This window comes from Roseovarius lutimaris, from assembly GCF_900115165.1.
Lineage (GTDB): Bacteria > Pseudomonadota > Alphaproteobacteria > Rhodobacterales > Rhodobacteraceae > Roseovarius > Roseovarius lutimaris.
On the sequence record NZ_FOVP01000001.1, the window covers coordinates 235,948 to 250,432 of the forward strand.

General features: G+C 61.3%; 17 protein-coding genes. 2 read left to right on the forward strand and 15 right to left on the reverse strand.

Annotation, left to right across the window (positions count from 1 at the left end; genetic code table 11):
* Nucleotides 1–9: 9 nt before the first annotated feature.
* The 3 genes from BMZ91_RS01135 to BMZ91_RS01145 form a co-directional block, all read right to left on the reverse strand.
* Nucleotides 10–666, reverse strand: coding sequence for a protein-L-isoaspartate(D-aspartate) O-methyltransferase (locus tag BMZ91_RS01135; RefSeq protein WP_092833420.1), 657 nt, complete (start codon nt 664–666; stop codon nt 10–12).
* Entirely contained in the window at nt 663–1,445 is a 783-nt protein-coding gene (gene surE / locus BMZ91_RS01140; RefSeq protein WP_092833422.1) for a 5'/3'-nucleotidase SurE, read from the reverse strand. Before surE ends, BMZ91_RS01135 begins: the two co-directional genes overlap by 4 nt.
* 77 nt (nt 1,446–1,522) lie before the next feature.
* Nucleotides 1,523–2,176 carry an SDR family NAD(P)-dependent oxidoreductase gene (locus BMZ91_RS01145; protein WP_092833424.1) on the reverse strand — a complete coding sequence of 218 codons (654 nt, stop codon included), beginning with the start codon at nt 2,174–2,176 and terminating at the stop codon, nt 1,523–1,525.
* Between the two features lie 111 nt (nt 2,177–2,287).
* On the opposite strand from BMZ91_RS01145, the gene BMZ91_RS01150 reads away from it, so the two are divergent.
* On the forward strand, nt 2,288–2,818 hold the full coding sequence (locus BMZ91_RS01150; protein WP_177193753.1) for a GNAT family N-acetyltransferase: 531 nt from the start codon (nt 2,288–2,290) through the stop codon (nt 2,816–2,818).
* Here the strand turns inward: BMZ91_RS01150 and BMZ91_RS01155 are convergent.
* The 12 genes from BMZ91_RS01155 to BMZ91_RS01210 all read right to left on the reverse strand — a co-directional run bounded on the left by BMZ91_RS01155 (nt 2,799) and on the right by BMZ91_RS01210 (nt 13,320).
* Nucleotides 2,799–3,062 (reverse strand): type II secretion system protein N, encoded by a 264-nt coding sequence (locus tag BMZ91_RS01155; RefSeq protein ID WP_092833640.1) that lies wholly within the window; start codon nt 3,060–3,062, stop codon nt 2,799–2,801. The genes BMZ91_RS01150 and BMZ91_RS01155 overlap by 20 nt on opposite strands.
* Nucleotides 3,063–3,219: 157 nt before the next feature.
* Complete coding sequence (purF, locus tag BMZ91_RS01160; protein ID WP_092833426.1) at nt 3,220–4,674, reverse strand: amidophosphoribosyltransferase; 1,455 nt, start codon at nt 4,672–4,674, stop codon at nt 3,220–3,222.
* A 125-nt stretch (nt 4,675–4,799) separates the two neighbouring features.
* Complete coding sequence (locus tag BMZ91_RS01165) at nt 4,800–5,246, reverse strand: DMT family transporter (protein ID WP_092833428.1); 447 nt, start codon at nt 5,244–5,246, stop codon at nt 4,800–4,802.
* An 8-nt stretch (nt 5,247–5,254) separates the two neighbouring features.
* Nucleotides 5,255–5,815: a CvpA family protein gene (locus BMZ91_RS01170; protein ID WP_092833430.1), complete on the reverse strand. Its 561-nt coding sequence runs from the start codon at nt 5,813–5,815 to the stop codon at nt 5,255–5,257.
* Nucleotides 5,816–5,841: 26 nt separating this feature from the next.
* The gene (gene radA, locus BMZ91_RS01175) at nt 5,842–7,206 is read right to left on the reverse strand and encodes a DNA repair protein RadA (RefSeq protein WP_092833432.1); all 1,365 of its coding nucleotides are present in this window, start codon (nt 7,204–7,206) and stop codon (nt 5,842–5,844) included.
* A gap of 55 nt (nt 7,207–7,261) precedes the next feature.
* On the reverse strand, nt 7,262–8,026 hold the full coding sequence (locus BMZ91_RS01180) for a DNA repair protein (protein WP_177193754.1): 765 nt from the start codon (nt 8,024–8,026) through the stop codon (nt 7,262–7,264).
* A gap of 111 nt (nt 8,027–8,137) precedes the next feature.
* Nucleotides 8,138–8,638 (reverse strand): paraquat-inducible protein A, encoded by a 501-nt coding sequence (locus BMZ91_RS01185; protein WP_245736172.1) that lies wholly within the window; start codon nt 8,636–8,638, stop codon nt 8,138–8,140.
* The gene (locus BMZ91_RS01190) at nt 8,635–9,381 is read right to left on the reverse strand and encodes an ABC transporter ATP-binding protein (RefSeq protein WP_092833436.1); all 747 of its coding nucleotides are present in this window, start codon (nt 9,379–9,381) and stop codon (nt 8,635–8,637) included. Before BMZ91_RS01190 ends, BMZ91_RS01185 begins: the two co-directional genes overlap by 4 nt.
* On the reverse strand, nt 9,378–10,151 hold the full coding sequence (locus tag BMZ91_RS01195) for an MlaE family ABC transporter permease (RefSeq protein ID WP_425441521.1): 774 nt from the start codon (nt 10,149–10,151) through the stop codon (nt 9,378–9,380). Before BMZ91_RS01195 ends, BMZ91_RS01190 begins: the two co-directional genes overlap by 4 nt.
* 8 nt (nt 10,152–10,159) lie before the next feature.
* The gene (gene alr / locus BMZ91_RS01200) at nt 10,160–11,197 is read right to left on the reverse strand and encodes an alanine racemase (RefSeq protein ID WP_092833440.1); all 1,038 of its coding nucleotides are present in this window, start codon (nt 11,195–11,197) and stop codon (nt 10,160–10,162) included.
* A 151-nt stretch (nt 11,198–11,348) separates the two neighbouring features.
* Nucleotides 11,349–11,462 (reverse strand): entericidin EcnA/B family protein, encoded by a 114-nt coding sequence (locus BMZ91_RS01205; RefSeq protein ID WP_092833442.1) that lies wholly within the window; start codon nt 11,460–11,462, stop codon nt 11,349–11,351.
* 31 nt (nt 11,463–11,493) lie between these two features.
* Complete coding sequence (locus BMZ91_RS01210) at nt 11,494–13,320, reverse strand: extracellular solute-binding protein (RefSeq protein ID WP_092833444.1); 1,827 nt, start codon at nt 13,318–13,320, stop codon at nt 11,494–11,496.
* 303 nt (nt 13,321–13,623) lie between these two features.
* On the opposite strand from BMZ91_RS01210, the gene BMZ91_RS01215 reads away from it, so the two are divergent.
* The gene (locus BMZ91_RS01215; RefSeq protein ID WP_092833446.1) at nt 13,624–14,397 is read left to right on the forward strand and encodes a 3-hydroxybutyrate dehydrogenase; all 774 of its coding nucleotides are present in this window, start codon (nt 13,624–13,626) and stop codon (nt 14,395–14,397) included.
* Nucleotides 14,398–14,485 lie beyond the last annotated feature (88 nt).

Sequence of the window (14,485 nt, forward strand, 5' to 3'; positions counted from 1 at the left end):
GGCGCCGGGTCAGCCATCGCGCCCAAGCCCTTCGACAAGGGGCACAAAGCGCACCGGGCGCAATTCGTCATAGTCAAACCCGCTCTCGGTTCGGGTCACCCGGATCAACCGTTGCACGGCATCTGATTGGCCCACGGGCACAACCATGATACCCCCGATTTTCAATTGGGCCAATAGGGGGCCGGGGGGGTCTTCGGCGGCGGCGGTCACGATAATGCGGTCAAACGGCGCCTGATCGGGCAAACCAAAGCTGCCATCGGCCGTCAGCGCGATGATATTGGTCAGATCAAGCGTGTTAAAAATCTCGGTCGCGTCCTGCACCAGCCGCTTGTGGCGATCCACCGTATAGACCCGGCGCGCCAGAAGGCTGAGGATCGCCGCCTGATAGCCAGAGCCGGTCCCGACCTCAAGCACCTTGTCACGATTGCTCACCCTGAGCGCCTGTGTCATCAGCCCGACAACCGACGGCTGGCTGATCGTCTGACCGCAGGCAATCGGAAGCGGCATATCCTCATAGGCGCGCTCGGAAAAATAGCCGCGAATGAACGGGCCGCGATCAATCTTTTCCATCGCCGTGAGAACCCGCGCATCGGTCACGCCTTTTGAGCGCAGCGCGAAGAGGAACTGCATCTTGCGTTCGGCGATTTCGTCGGCCTCGTCACTCATTCGATGGCTTTCAGCTTCTCCAGTGCGTCATGGGCGGTAAAATCGGCGCGCATCGGCGTGACCGAAATATAGCCCTTGAGGTTCACATCGGCGTCCGAGCCCGGACTTGTCGGATTTTGCTGTGGCGCGCCCGTGACCCACAAAAAGCGCCGCCCCGAAGGCGCCATATGCGGCTCTACCCCAAAGCCCATGTCGCGGCGAAACCCCTGACGCGCGGCGCGCAGGCCTTTGACCCCGGATGCCGGAACGGGCGGAAAGTTGATATTGTAGAAAATGCCGTAGTCGTCCTTGCTCCACACGCCCTTGTCCAGCAGGGTGCGCAGGGTTTGCAGCCCATGCACGCGCGCCGCCTCGAATGTGTCGTCAAGATCGCGATTGTCGGGGCCGTAATACTGGCTGAGCGCGATGGCGGGTACACCTTGCAGCGCCGCTTCCATCGCCGCGCCGACAGTGCCGGAATAGACCGCGTTTTCGGCCGAGTTGTTGCCCCGGTTTACCCCCGAAAGTACCAGATCGGGGCGCGCATCCTTCATCACGTCATGCAGACCCGCAAGCACGCAATCGGCGGGGCTGCCTTCGGCGGCAAAGCGGCGTTCGCCCATCTTGGCAATCATCATCGGGCGCGTGTAGGAAATGCAATGGCCAACGCCGGATTGCTCAAAGGCGGGGGCCACGGTCCAGACCTCGCCGTCCGGGCCGGCTAGATCGGTGGCAATCTCGTGCAAAACCGCAAGACCCGGCGCGTTGATTCCGTCGTCATTGGTGATGAGAATGCGCATTATCCTGCCCCCTGCGTTGCTCTGCCCCCTGTCTATCCTCGCGCCGCCCCAGCGGCAAGCGGGCACTGGCCCCCGCTTCAGGCGAGCAGGGCCAGAAGGCGCTTTGCCTCATCCTTCGGCGCGGCGAGCGCGGCGCGGTCCTCGCCGGGGAAAAACCGGGCGCGGGTGGCGGTGGCCATCGGCGCGGGGTTGAGCACATGCACCTTCGGACCGGTGCGCGCGGTCTCGGCCTGCCAGCTTCGGGCAAGGGCAATCTGTGCGGCCTTTGTGGCGCCATAAGCCCCGAAGAATTTCTCACCCGCGTGGGTGTCGTCAAAAAACACCGCCTGACCGGCCTCACCCAGAAGCGGCGCGATAAAGGGAATGAGAATGCCCGTCGCGCTTACGTTGCAGGTGAGCGATTTGGTCCAGTCGCCCTCGACAAGCTGGGCCGCAGGCATCAGCGGCGCGGCATGCACCGCCGCATGTACCCAGATCGCAACCTCGCCCCAGCGATCGTGAATCGAGCGGCACAGCTGGGCCATGGCATCCTTGTTGGTGATATCCATCGGCGCCAGCGTCGCCTGTCCGCCAGCGGCCTGAATGCGGTCATCCAGCTCTTCCAATGCGCCGGTGGTGCGCGCCACCGCGACCACATGATGGGTTTTCGCCAGGGCCTCGGCCATGGCCGCCCCAAGACCGCGCGAGGCGCCGGTCACAAGGGCGATAGGGGGGGGTGTGTTTTCGCTCATAGTGGGGCAAATCCCACCAGACGGGGTATAAATCAAGAGGCTTCGTTGACTTTATTGCAGATACCGCGAAAAAGTCGGGCGGTATGGCACCGCCGGAAAGGGACTGCGCCCATGGGCGAGGATGACCAGACAACCGCCAGACCTGCGCCGAATATCCGTGTCCGGGCCTATGACCAAGCCGATGCGCCCGCCGTGCTGCGGGTGTTTCAGGCGGCCATCACCAAAGGGGCGGCGCGGTTTTATGACACCGCTCAGCGCGCGGCCTGGGCGGCGGCCCTTGTCGATGCCGATGCGATGGCCGCGCGGCTAAGCGGGTTGGGGGTTTGGGTTGCTGTAACGCCTGTGGATGATCAGGTGATCGGCTTCATGACCCTTGCGCCCAACGGACACATGGATTTCGCCTTTGTCGCGCCTGCAGTCATGGGGCAGGGCGTGGCGCAGGCCCTTTATGAGGAGGTCGAGACCCATGCCTGCGCCGCGTCCCTGCCGCGCCTGAGCACCGAGGCAAGCCACCTCGCGCGCCGGTTCTTTCAGCGTCAGGGCTGGCAGGTGGACAAGGCGCAGAGCGTTCAGCGCGCCGGGGTAACCCTTGAGAATTTCGCGATGTCCAAACCGCTTGGGCTTAAATCGTCGGCAGGCTGAGGCGTTCGGTGCGACCGGCCCGCGCCAGCATGACCACGCCCTCGCCAATCGCGGCCACGGTTGCGCCGTCGATGACATCGCCGACCGTCACCCGCGCAACCGTGGATTTTCCGATCCGCATAAGCGCATGCGACATATCGGGGCCCAGCAGGGTGCCAAGCAAGGACAGCCGTGCATCGGGCAGCGCATCTTGCGTGGTGGCGGCGGCCAGCGTGGCCTCCGAGGTTTGGGTGGTCTCTGACATTTGTGCCTCTGGCGTTGAATCGTGAGCCGGGCATCTAGTCGAGGTCAGGGGAAATGCAAAGGGGCGCTCCTCGCGCACCAGCGGAAAGATGCCGCATTGCAGCATTCCCTCGCGGTTTTTGGCGCCGAGGCCCGCCAAAAGGCCCACAATCGGGGTGTTATTCGGCGGCTTTCAGCTCAAACCCCTGTTCGATCATATCGCTTGGCGCCACCGGGTATTCCCCCGAGAAGCAGGCATCGCAATATTGCGGGCAATTGGAATTGCGGCCCTCGGCCTCGCCGACGGCGCGGTAAAGCCCGTTGAGCGAGATGAACTTGAGGCTGTCGACCTGAAGATGGTCGCGCATTTCATCCTCGGTCATGGTCGCCGCCAACAGCTTTTCGCGCTGCGGGGTATCCACACCGTAAAAACACGGCCAGGCGGTCGGCGGGCTGGCAATACGGAAATGCACCTCTTTCGCGCCGGCATCGAGGATCATTTCCTTGATCTTGCGGCTGGTTGTGCCGCGCACGACGCTGTCATCCACCAGAATGACCCGTTTGCCCTTGATCAGGGCGCGGTTCACGTTGAGCTTGAGGCGCACCCCCATGTTGCGGATCTGCTCGGTCGGCTCGATGAAGGTGCGGCCCATATACTGATTGCGGATGATGCCCATGGCGTAGGGGATCCCCGATTCGTGGCTAAACCCGATCGCCGCCGGGGTGCCGCTATCGGGCACCGGGCAGACAAGGTCAGCGTCAACCGGGGCTTCGCGCGCCAGCTCGACACCGATCTGGTGGCGGGTTTCATAGACAGAGCGCCCGCCGATGATCGAATCGGGGCGCGAGAAATAGACATGCTCGAAAATGCAAAAGCGCGCGGGCACGCGGCGGAACGGGTAATGGCTCTCGACGCCATGCTTTTCCGAGATCACCACCATCTCGCCGGGCTCGATCTCGCGCACATAGGTCGCGCCGATGATATCAAGCGCGCAGGTTTCCGAACTGAGCACCCAGCCATCGGCAACCTGACCAAGCACCAGAGGGCGGACCCCAAGCGGGTCGCGCACACCGATAAGCTCACTGCCGGTCATGGCAACGATCGAGAACGCGCCTTCGACCCGGCGCAGGGCGTCTTCCATCCGCTCGGGGATATTGCGCTGAAGCGAGCGCGCCATCAGGTGGATGATGCATTCACTGTCCGAGCTTGATTGAAAAATCGAGCCACGCTCGACCAGCTCTTTGCGCAGGGCATTGGCATTGGTGATATTGCCGTTATGGGCAATCGCCGCGCCGCCCATCGAAAACTCGCCAAAGAAGGGCTGAACGTCGCGGATCGCAGCACCTTTACTGCCGGCGGTGGAATAGCGCACATGCCCGATGGCCAGCGGCCCCGGCAGCGTTTCCATCAGGCTATGTCGGGTGAAATTGTCGCGCACATAGCCAAAGCGGCGCACGCTGTTAAAGCCCTGCTCGGCGTCGTGGCTGACGATGCCGCCGGCCTCTTGTCCGCGATGTTGCAGGGCGTGCAGGCCAAGGGCGACAAAGTTCGCGGCATCGGTCACGCCGATGACGCCGTAAACTCCGCATTCCTCCTTCAGCTTGTCATCATCAAAAGGGTGCGCGGGGGGCATTTGTCTGGACAAAGCGGTGCAACTCCAAATCCGGTCATTTCGCTTGGGGCCTCTCTTACGCCCTTGGGCGCGCCGTGTCACGAAACTATCACAAAATATCGGGGGCGACGTGGCGTTTGGCCCTGTCAATAGCGCGACAGGATCACCCCGCCCGCCACCAAAAGCGCCGCGAGGATGCGGGTCAGCGACAGATCGCGCGCCACAAGGCCAAAGGCGCCGATGTAATCAAGCACCAGCGCCGCCACCATCTGGCCGAGGATCAAAACCGTGATTGTGGTCAGAACCCCAAGGATCGGCACGCTCCAGAGCGCGGCCCAGACGTAAACCGCCCCAAGTGCGCCCCCCAGCAGCAGCCATTTAGGCAGGGTGGCAACGCGCGCGATCGCCCCCGCCTCGCCGCCAAGCGCCACAAGCACCAGAAGCGCGACAAAGCCGACCCCAAAGGAGATCGTCGCCGCCGCCAAAGAACTTTCGATGCTGCGCCCAAGCGCCGAGTTGATCGGCGCCTGAAGCGCGATGGCCACACCGGCCACCGCCATAAAGATCAATGCAAGAAGCGGGCTTTGCGGCATTGCGGGGTCTATTGCGGCGTGTCGCAGGCGCCTACAAGCTCTTCATATTGCCGGGTGATCCAGCCAAGCGCCTGTTCGGGATTGCCGTCCTCGACAGAGCCGGTCAGCTTGGCGAACACCCGCGCCGAGCGGCTATCGTCGATGATGTCGATGGATTGCGAGGTGATCACCGTTTCATAAACGAAATAGGCAATCGCGACCAAAAGCACACCGCGCGCCACGCCAAAGACAAAGCCAAGACCCTGATCAATCCCGCCAAGCGCGGAGCGCTGGACCAGCGATGAAAACAGCGGCGTGATCAGCGAAGCGACGATCAGACCGATGGCAAAGACCACCGCAAAGGCGGCGATCATGCTCAGCTCGCAACTGTCGGCGATGAAATCGCCCACAACCGGCACCTCTTTGACCAGCGGTTCAAGCTGTGGGGCAAACAGAAACGCCAGAATGCCCGCCACGACCCAGCCGGCAATCGCCAGGGCCTCGCGCACAAAGCCACGCGAATAGGCCAAGAGCGCCGATAAAACGATAAACAGCGCCACGACGCCATCAATGATGGTGAAACCTTCCATTCGTCTCTTCCTGTCCCTCTGGGCGCCTAGCCTGCGCCGAAAATGTCACCGACAAACGCGGTCAGATCGCCCATATGCGTGAGTTTGAGCCCGCTGTCACCACCCGGTTTTCCACCAGACGGGGTAATTGCGGCTGTGAAACCAAGTTTTTGCGCTTCTTTCAACCTGTTTTCGGTCTGTCCCACCGGTCTGAGCGCGCCAGACAGGCTTATTTCGCCGAAAACCACCGTATCGGCGGGCAGGGCGGTATCTTCGCGCGCACTCAGCAGCGCGGCGGCAACCGCCAGATCGGCGGCCGGCTCGCTTATCTTGAGGCCGCCGGCCACGTTGAGGTAAACATCAAGCCCGGCAAACGGAATGCCACAGCGCGCCTCAAGCACCGCGAGGATCATCGCAAGGCGCGCGCCATCCCACCCCACGACCGCGCGGCGCGGTTGCGAATGCGGGGTCGGCGCGACCAGCGCCTGCATTTCCACCAACAGGGGGCGGGTGCCCTCGATACCGGAGAACACCACCGAACCGGGACTTGGCGTACCGCGCCCCGACAGGAAAAGCGCAGAAGGGTTGGAGACCTCGGCAAGCCCCGCGCCGGTCATTTCAAACACGCCGATTTCGTCGGCGGGGCCAAAGCGGTTCTTGACAGAGCGCAGAATGCGGAATTGGTGCCCACGTTCGCCTTCGAAATAAAGCACGCAATCGACCATGTGCTCGACCACGCGCGGGCCGGCGATCTGGCCGTCCTTGGTGACATGACCGACAAGAATGACGCTTGTGTTGGAGCGCTTGGCAAAGCTGGTCAGTTCATGCGCGGCGGCGCGCACCTGGCTGACGCTGCCGGGGGCGGCCTCGACGGTGTCGGACCACACGGTCTGGATCGAATCGATGATCACCAGATCGGGGCGCTCGGCCTCAAGCGTGGTCAGGATATCGCGCAAAGATGTCGCCGCCGCCAGCTTGACCGGTGCCTCGCCAAGCCCAAGGCGTTGCGCGCGCATGCGAACCTGTGCGCTTGCCTCTTCGCCCGAGATGTAAAACGTCTTGAGGCCCGCGGCGGCAAAGCGCGCCGCCGCCTGAAGCAAAAGCGTCGATTTGCCGATGCCGGGATCGCCGCCGACCAGAACCGCGCTTGACGGCACAAGCCCACCGCCCAGAACACGGTCCAGCTCGCCAATGCCCGAGAGGGTGCGCGGCGGCGGGGTTTCCTCGGTCGAAAGGTCGGTCAGCGTCAGGAACGAGCCGCGCTTGCCGCCAAGCGATTTGCCCTTGGGCCCGGTGGACAGCGGCGCCTCTTCAACGATCGTGTTCCACTCGCCACAGGCATCACAGCGCCCCGACCAGCGCGAGTGCGTCGCACCACAGGACGTGCAGGAAAAGGAATTGGATTTCGCCATGCCCGGGTGATGCCCCAACTGGCGCGTCCGGTCAAACCCGAAAGCGGGCTCTGGCCTATTCCGCCGCCTTTTGGGTCAGGTCGATCACCCGGCCATCCTGGCGGATCATCTCTTCCAGCCCAAGCTCGGGCAGCACATCGCGCAGATCGTCGCGCAGGCGCGTCAGTTGGCTACTGGCGACGCTTTCCTCAAGATCGACCTCATGCGCCCAGTGTTTAAGTTCGCGGCTGATCTGCTTGGCCTGATCAAGCCGGGCATTGAAGGCCTCGATCTCTTGCTGGCGTTGGGTCAGGAAGGCGCGGGCGCGGGCCACCTTTTCGTCGGAATAGACGTCGGAAAGCTCGCGGCTGATGTGTGACATCTGCGCCGCGACCTCAAGAAGATCCGGCTCAAGCCCGCCAAGATCGGGATGATCGCGCAGGTAGGCAAGGCGTTCGCGCACCGCGTCAAATTCTGACGAAAGCTGAAAAACGCCGGTTCTGTCGGCGGCATGGGCGGCGGCATAGGCGCGCGCCACGTCCTGCATGCCGAGCGAAAACCGGCGATGCGAGTTTTCCAGTGCCATGATGCGCCCATTCGCAGGCAGGTAAAAACACAGAAGAACGGCCAAAGCGGTCAGGCCTATTTGAGCAATTTGTCCTGCGTTTTCATATGTTACGCCACCAAAGCTCACGTTGAATTCAAGCCATGGCAAGAGGCCGAAAAAGCTGGCAATCGTGATCGCGCTCAATCCGAGCGCAGACAAAACAAAGACAATAACGGCAAGCCGATGTAGTAAATATTGGGTCAGCAGCGCGACAGATTTCAAATGTCCGGCCATGACTTCCCCCCTGAAAGATCATTTCCTTAATATAGGCAAGTTTACGCTTATTGTCGGAAACGCAAAGGATTAATTTGATCAACTACCGGTAAAGTCTTGGAAATCCGGGCGTTACCGCACGTTTTTTGTTTCCGGTTTCTCAACAATTCTGCGGTTTTCGCCGTATTTTCCAGTCAGCCAGCCGATGACAACCGAGGCAATTACACAAAAGCTGAACAGGTAAAGCCCCCAGGCCGTCTCGACCCGGCCTAGCCCGGCACCGCGCGACAGGATGATATAAAGCGCAACCAGAAAAACATCCGCCATCGCCAGCTTGCCCAGCACCTGAAGCACCGGCAAGACCCGTCTTTCCAACAGATTAAAATGGATCAGGGCAAGGCCGATGGTCTTGAGATAGGGCGCGAAGAGGGCAAAGACCGTGACCAGCAGCGCAAGGAAAACATCCGCCTGCCAGAGACTTTGCAACCCGGTGATGACGCTAATCTCGTCAAGGGCGAAGAACGGCAGAATGCCAGCACGGATAAGCGGCGCGAACCAGGCGATAGGGAATAGGATAAGCAGCGAAAGATTGGCAAGTCTGAGCGCCCAATTGGCCGCTTGCCGAGGTTTCACCGGACCGCCTCGATCGGCCCCTCGGCGCGGCCATGAATGAACTGATCGAGGTAGGGATCGCCGGAATTGTCCATGTCGGCCACCGGGCCGGTCCATTTGATCACCCCGTCATGCAGCATCGCGATATTGTCGGCAATCGCGCGCACGCTTGTCATGTCATGGGTGATGGTCATCGCAGTGGCGCCCATCTCGACCACGATCTCGCGGATCAGGTCATTGATAACGCCCGCCATAATCGGATCAAGGCCGGTGGTCGGCTCGTCGAAAAAGATGATCTCGGGCTCGGCGGCGATGGCCCGGGCAAGGCCGACGCGCTTTTGCATGCCGCCCGACAGTTCGGCCGGGAATTTATCCGCCACATCCGGCTTGAGCCCGACGCGGCGCAGCTTTTCTATCGCGACCTCGCGGGCCTCTTCCCGGGGTCGGGCCAGCGAGCCGCGCAACAGGCGAAAGGCGACATTCTGCCAGACGGGAAGTGAATCAAACAGAGCACCCCCCTGAAACAGCATGCCAAAGCGCGCCAGAAACGCGTCGCGGTCGCCGGTGGTGACGTCCTTGCCATCAAGGGTGATCTTGCCGCTATCGGGCGTAACAAGGCCAAGAATGCTTTTCAGCGCAACAGATTTCCCGGTGCCAGACCCGCCGATGATGACCATCGAGGTGCCCGATTCAACGGTCAGGTTCACGCCGCGAAGCACGTGATTGTTGCCAAAGGCTTTATGAACGTCGGTGAGCTCTATCATGCCGAGAAAAACAACTCTGTCAGAAGGTAGTTGGACGCAAGGATAAGCACGCTTGCGGCCACCACGGCGGCCTTGGTCGCGCTGCCGACACCCTGTGCGCCGCGGCTCGAATTCATCCCGTAATAGCACCCCATCAGCGCCACGATAAAGCCGAACGCCGCGCCTTTGATCATGCCAGAGATGACATCCCATTGTTCGAGGAAATCAATCGTGTTGTGCAGATAGGTCGCCGCGCCGAAATCAAGCCGCCCGACACCGACCAGAAACCCGCCCATGATCCCGAGAGAGTCGCCCACTGCGACCAGAAGCGGCACCGCAAGCGTGGCGGCCAAAACTCGGGGCAGGGTGAGGTATTTCATCGGATTGGTCGACAGGGTGGTGAGCGCGTCGATCTGTTCGGTCACCTTCATGGTGCCGATCTCGGCGGCAATGCTAGAGGCGACGCGCGCCGCCACCATCAGGCCGCCAAGCACCGGGCCAAGTTCACGGGTAAGGCCGATGGCGACAATCGAGGGCACCACGGTTTCGGCGTTAAAGCGCGCACCGCCCGCGTAGATCTGAAGCGCAAGCGCGCCGCCGGTGAAGACGGCGGTCATGCCCACGACCGGCAGCGACAGCCAGCCGATCTGAACAAGAGCATGGCCAAATTCGCGCCAGTAAAACGGCGGGCGCGCAAGGTGGCTTATGGTGCGGGCAGCAAAAAGCCCGATCCGCCCGATCGCCGCCAATGTGCCCAGCACATACCGCCCGATCGCGGCCAAGAATGACATGGCCACCGTCATCCGCCCAGATATCGCCGCATATAGCGCGCCCCCAAAGATGTCAGAATTTCATAACCGATGGTGTCGGCGTTGTCGGCCAGCGTATCAATAGACTGATGCCGCCCCAGAAGTTCAAGCGTTTTCGGATCATACCCCAGATCGGTGATATCGACGCCAATCAGGTCCATGGAAATGCGCCCGGCAATGGGGCAGGGGGTATCCTCGGCCCAGAGCATGGTCTTGGGGCCCATCGCGCGCAGGATGCCATCGGCGTAGCCGCCTGAAATCGTTGCGATCCGCGTGTCTCGGGTGGCGCTAAAGCTATTGCCATAACCGACGGTTTCCCCGGCACTCAGATCGCGGCACTGGATCACCGGCACATCAAGCGTGACCACCGGGCGCGCATCGACGAAGGGGCGCCCGCCATAGACGCCGATCCCCGGACGGGCGAGATCAAAGTGATAGGCCTCGTCAAGCAGGATCGCGCCGGTATTGGCAAGGCTGCGCGGCACGTCGATATCATCAGTCATCTCGCGGAAGGTCGCGAGTTGTTGCGGGTTCATCGTATGATCGCGCTCATCGGCGCAGGCAAGATGGCTCATGATCAGTTGCGGCTTTTGCGCCATTGCGATCTGGCGCACGGCGGACCATTCGGCGGGCTCCATACCGAGGCGGTTCATGCCGCTGTCAAGCTGAATGCCAAACGGGTGACCGGGCAGGGCCTCGACATGGCGGATAAGCTGATCGAGCGAATTGATCATCGGCACAAGATCCATGTCGCCGATCATATCGGCGTCACCGCGCATATGCCCGGAAAACACGTTGATTGTCGGCCCCGGACCAAGCGCCTCGCGCAGCGCGGCGCCTTCTTCGGCGACGGCGACAAAAAAGGTACGCGCACCGGCGCGCGCGAGGGCGCGGGCGACGCGGGAAAGGCCAAGCCCATAGGCATCGGCCTTGACCACGGCCGCGGTTTCACCCGCGGTCATGGCATCCAATGCGCGCCAGTTGGCGACAATGGCATCAAGATCAATGGTCAGAATTGCGGTGCTCATGGCTGGGTTTTGACAGGATGGGCGTGAGGGTCAAGGGGAAAGCGCGTCGCCGCACCGCCGTCAGGCGGATATGGCAGGCGCAACAAAGCACCCCGGCCCCCAGAGGCCCGAGGTGACGAAAGAGAATAAGGCGTGCAAAACTGCTGTATCCTCAGAACCAGCTTTGAACGCCGCGCGCTGCACCGGATATGTCACGACCCACGCCATCCACCGTGGCACAGCCGGCCATCAGGGCGATAAGGGCGAATGCAATCAGTTTTCGCATAGCTCCTGCCTATAGTTTGTTGCCTGTTTTCTTAGTCTGCCTCGTACCACCATACCTCGGGAAGAAAGCCAATTCCATCCCCGTAGATCGGCAGATGGTCCTTTGGGTATTTCAACTGTGACTTATGGGCAATACGCCCGACACTATATTGATGGATCGGGATCACATAGCGCCCGGTGGTCAGCACCCGGTCAAGCGCGCGGGTCGCGGCGACGAATTCATCGCGGTCCCTGGCCTGAAGCATATGGGTGATCATCGCCTCGGCGGCGGGCGATACCAAGCCCATCAGATTGCGGCTTCCGGGTTGGTTGACGCCTTGCGATCCCCAATAGAACATCTGTTCATTGCCGGGGCTGAGCGACAGCGAGCGGCGCATGAGCGTGAGATCAAAGTCATATTGTGCCTCGCGCTCGGCGTATTGCGCCTTGTCGGTCATCTGGGTGGTCAGGGTAATGCCAAGCCGTTCAAGCGCGCGGGCATAGATATCCATCATCGCCGTCGCCTGACCGATCAAGCCGTCCTGTTGCAGCAGAACCGTCAATTCAAGCGGCTGACCTTGCGCATTCACAAGACGACCGTCCTGCACCCGCCAGCCGGCCTCTTTCAAGAGCGCCATGGCGCGGCGGATATTCTTGCGGTTGCGCGCGGTGCCATCGCCGATGGGCAGGTCATAGCCCGCAAGCGCACCGGGCAAGAGCGTTGCCTTGAACGGCTCAAGCAGGTCACGCACCCGGCCCGTCGCGGGGCCGTGATCCATCGCCAGTTCAGAATTCGAGAAATACGAGGTGATGCGCGGCTGACGCCCGCCGGTCAGGGTGTCGTTGATATATTCAAAGTTGAACGCGGTGATCAGCGCCTCGCGCACCCGCCAGTCATCCAGCGGCGCGCGCCGGGTGTTCATCACGAAACCGGTCATGCCCGAGGGCTTTTGATGGGGTATCTCTGATTTGACGATCTCACCGCGCTGAACGGCGGGAAAATCATACTGATTGGCCCAGGCCTCGGCGTTGAACTCACGCACATAGCTGATCAGCCCGGCTTTGAACGCCTCTTTAAGGACAGTGTCGTCGCCGTAAAACTCGATCCGGATCTCGTCAAAGTTGTTGGTGCCGCGCCGCAACGCCAGATCCTTGCCCCAATAAGCGGGATTGCGACGCAAGACGACAGAGCGGTCAATCTCGTAACTTTCAACCACATAGGGGCCGGTGCCGAGCGGGATATCCTCGATTCCCGCCTCGCTTATGTCGCGCCCCTGCCATTGCGCCTTTTGCAGGATCGGGCGCAACCCGGCCAGAAGCGCAAGCTCGCGGTCGTCCTCGTTGAAGGTCAGGCGCAGGCTGCGCGGGCCGGTCTGGGCGATCTCGCCGACCTTTTGCCAGAATCCGCGATAGCGCGGGTGCCCGTTACTGCCAAGTTCGCGGTAGGACCAGATCACATCCTCGACCGTGACTGGCGTTCCGTCAGAGAATGTCGCCCCCTCGCGCAGGGTGAATTCGACCCAATCGCGATTCGGTCCGGTCTCGACCGATTCGGCCAAAAGACCGTAAAGCGTGAACGGCTCGTCCATGGATCGCCCCATCAGGCTCTCGTGGGTGAGGCTTGCCAACTGCCAGGGCGCGGAGCCGCGCAGGATGAACGGATTGAGCGAATCAAAGCCGCCGACATTACCGGTCACCGCCTCACCGCCCTTGGGCGCGTCGGGGTTGGCGTAGGGGAGGGACACAAAATCAGGTGGTAGGGCGGGATCGCCATACATAGCTATGCCATGGGCGGGCGCCGCCGCGCCCGGTGTGGCCACCAGGCCCAGCCCGCAAACAAGCAATCCTGCCCGGACAAAGCGGAAAATATCTGATCTCATTTTGGCGACAATCCCCGATAGTCCTTGTTTCGCTGGCCCGGACCCTAGAGGCGGATTCATGCATTATCAAACTTTTAGCTTGGACTGCGGCGTCGGATTGCTTATAAAGGTCTTACTGCTCGATAGGTTTCTTGCCTGTATGAAACCTGCCTCAATAACTTGACGCCCGCTTCGCGCGGGCGTTTTTTTTTGGCCAGAGCTTGCCCCGGATTTCCGCCTCTCAGGGACGTGACTGTCAAGCCTCGTGCAATTCGCATCTGCAGCGTTTACGCTGCGCCTGCAACATGCATTGGGAGAATCTCCATGAGCGTCAAAGGTAAAACAGCAGTCATCACCGGATCGAATTCCGGCATCGGTTTGGGCATCGCCCAAGAGCTCGCACGCGCGGGCGTGAACGTCGTTCTCAATTCCTTTACCGATTCGGACGAGGATCACGCCCTTGCGGCAGAGATCGCCAAAGAGCACGGCGTTACCGCGCGCTATATAAAGGCGGATATGTCGGACGCCGAGCAATGCCGCAATCTGATCGAACAAGCCGGCACCTGCGATATCCTGATCAACAACGCCGGCATTCAGCATGTCGCGCCGATTGACGAATTTCCCACCGAAAAGTGGAACGCGATCATCGCCATCAACATGACTTCGGCCTTTCACACCACCGCCGCTGCGCTGCCCAAGATGCGCGCCGCGGGCTGGGGCAGGGTGATCAACATCGCAAGCGCCCATGGTTTGACGGCGAGCCCGTATAAATCGGCCTATGTCGCCGCCAAGCACGGCGTCGTCGGCATGACCAAGGTTGTGGCGCTTGAAACCGCGCAAGAGCCGATCACCGCCAATGCGATCTGTCCGGGCTATGTTCTGACGCCGCTGGTCGAGGCGCAAATCCCCGACACCATGAAAAAATACGACATGGACCGCGATGAGGTGATCAAGAAGGTGATGCTGGAACGCCAGCCCTCGAAAGAATTTGCCACGGTGGAACAGCTTGGCGGCACGGCGCTTTTCCTGTGCTCGGATGCGGCGGCGCAAATCACCGGCACCACGATCAGTGTCGATGGCGGCTGGACCGCGCTTTAAAACTTCGCGAACACGCGAAATCAATACGTTAGGGCGTGTCGCGTACATTCAAATGAACGCGACGCGCTCGCGCTCAAGGCAAAGGTTG

What these genes read in the sequence shown, in the direction of transcription:
- BMZ91_RS01135 (WP_092833420.1), bottom strand. Translation starts at nt 666, where the DNA reads ATGAGTGACGAGGCCGACGAAATCGCCGAACGCAAGATGCAGTTCCTC.
- surE (WP_092833422.1), bottom strand. Translation starts at nt 1,445, where the DNA reads ATGCGCATTCTCATCACCAATGACGACGGAATCAACGCGCCGGGTCTT.
- BMZ91_RS01145 (WP_092833424.1), bottom strand. Translation starts at nt 2,176, where the DNA reads ATGAGCGAAAACACACCCCCCCCTATCGCCCTTGTGACCGGCGCCTCG.
- BMZ91_RS01150 (WP_177193753.1), top strand. Translation starts at nt 2,288, where the DNA reads ATGGGCGAGGATGACCAGACAACCGCCAGACCTGCGCCGAATATCCGT.
- BMZ91_RS01155 (WP_092833640.1), bottom strand. Translation starts at nt 3,062, where the DNA reads ATGTCAGAGACCACCCAAACCTCGGAGGCCACGCTGGCCGCCGCCACC.
- purF (WP_092833426.1), bottom strand. Translation starts at nt 4,674, where the DNA reads ATGCCCCCCGCGCACCCTTTTGATGATGACAAGCTGAAGGAGGAATGC.
- BMZ91_RS01165 (WP_092833428.1), bottom strand. Translation starts at nt 5,246, where the DNA reads ATGCCGCAAAGCCCGCTTCTTGCATTGATCTTTATGGCGGTGGCCGGT.
- BMZ91_RS01170 (WP_092833430.1), bottom strand. Translation starts at nt 5,815, where the DNA reads ATGGAAGGTTTCACCATCATTGATGGCGTCGTGGCGCTGTTTATCGTT.
- radA (WP_092833432.1), bottom strand. Translation starts at nt 7,206, where the DNA reads ATGGCGAAATCCAATTCCTTTTCCTGCACGTCCTGTGGTGCGACGCAC.
- BMZ91_RS01180 (WP_177193754.1), bottom strand. Translation starts at nt 8,026, where the DNA reads ATGGCCGGACATTTGAAATCTGTCGCGCTGCTGACCCAATATTTACTA.
- BMZ91_RS01190 (WP_092833436.1), bottom strand. Translation starts at nt 9,381, where the DNA reads ATGATAGAGCTCACCGACGTTCATAAAGCCTTTGGCAACAATCACGTG.
- BMZ91_RS01195 (WP_425441521.1), bottom strand. Translation starts at nt 10,151, where the DNA reads ATGTCATTCTTGGCCGCGATCGGGCGGTATGTGCTGGGCACATTGGCG.
- alr (WP_092833440.1), bottom strand. Translation starts at nt 11,197, where the DNA reads ATGAGCACCGCAATTCTGACCATTGATCTTGATGCCATTGTCGCCAAC.
- BMZ91_RS01205 (WP_092833442.1), bottom strand. Translation starts at nt 11,462, where the DNA reads ATGCGAAAACTGATTGCATTCGCCCTTATCGCCCTGATGGCCGGCTGT.
- BMZ91_RS01210 (WP_092833444.1), bottom strand. Translation starts at nt 13,320, where the DNA reads ATGAGATCAGATATTTTCCGCTTTGTCCGGGCAGGATTGCTTGTTTGC.
- BMZ91_RS01215 (WP_092833446.1), top strand. Translation starts at nt 13,624, where the DNA reads ATGAGCGTCAAAGGTAAAACAGCAGTCATCACCGGATCGAATTCCGGC.